The following is a 1,079-nucleotide window of genomic DNA, read 5'->3' as shown; positions in this document are numbered from 1 at the left end:
CACCCCTTGCTTCCGCTAAGATTTCGACAACAACAGACACCATCAACCAACTAACTCAGCAAACCCGATTCTCCATTTCCAGCTGAGGCAAAACACGGCGACTATAAATCGTAAAGAAAACACGGAGAAGAGGCTGTCGTTCTGAATGAAGAAAAGCGAACTCATGCGTCAGTCCAGAAAGCTTTCGGGAAAAAATCCATCTTATTATAAAACAAAGAGTTCTGGATTATTCTCCCGAAAAGTCGGGACAGGATGACATCCGGATGAACCCTTGCTCAACCAAGAATTACTACCTTAAATAGCCGAAATAATAATAGTAAATGCAGGCGATCCGCCCCGCAGCACCCTCAACATCTTGCGCTGGTTTCGGGGATCGGCAATGAAGTGCACAAAGCGTTACCAAAGATGATCGGTACGCACCTGCGCTTTTACGGTCAGAGCGAAAGTCGCTCTTAGAGTAACGGCGCCATCACGGCAACAGCCGCCAACGCAAGCAGGCTCATGAGGGGAACCGTCTCGCGTTGACCGATATTCCAGTAAATCTCTCCGGGCGCTTCTCTTTAGCCGGTAAAACGCCCGATTGTGTTGCGAAAACCGAATGCGAATAATGCCTCGTTTATCCACCACGATAACGGGAAAGGGCGGAAACCGGAACGGCCCGCCCAAGATGGCCACAGCCCCTGATTCGGTTGGCATCCGCTCCGGAAGCAACACAACAACCTAACCGCCTTTGGCGAGCACCGTCAGGCTCAAATCCTCAAACAGATCGTACGCCTGATCCTCTTCGTTTGTCATGATCTCAGCAGACGTTGGGTCGATTCGGCCAGGCATAAGGCTCTGACGATCGAGCAGCAGCGCCAAAACATTACCCGCCTTAGCGATATCGAACAGATTTTCGGAACCCAACCGCTTCGACTCCGCCTCGTGAGACCGAGCGATCAATCCGTCAACCGTCCCTGCGAAGTAAGGCTCCATCACCGCCCAGGCGCTCATTCCGCAAGCCTCGCTCTCGACCTTTCATCACGCGCTGACAAGGCTGACTCATAGCCGCGCACGCTACAGCTACGTCTTCAGCCACT

1 protein-coding gene is annotated in these 1,079 nt (G+C 52.4%); it reads right to left on the bottom strand.

The window, feature by feature from the left end; all coding sequences use genetic code 11:
* Window positions 1-720: 720 nt before the first annotated feature.
* Window positions 721-993, bottom strand: a complete 273-nt coding sequence (locus tag EST62_RS12925) for a hypothetical protein (protein WP_129052473.1) — start codon at window positions 991-993, stop codon at window positions 721-723.
* Window positions 994-1,079 lie beyond the last annotated feature (86 nt).

Source organism: Chlorobaculum sp. 24CR (assembly GCF_004118635.1).
In the GTDB taxonomy this organism is placed as follows: Bacteria; Bacteroidota; Chlorobiia; order Chlorobiales; family Chlorobiaceae; genus Chlorobaculum.
This window is presented reverse-complemented; position numbering and strand designations above follow the sequence as displayed.

What these genes read in the sequence shown, in the direction of transcription:
- EST62_RS12925 (WP_129052473.1), bottom strand. Translation starts at nt 993, where the DNA reads ATGAGCGCCTGGGCGGTGATGGAGCCTTACTTCGCAGGGACGGTTGAC.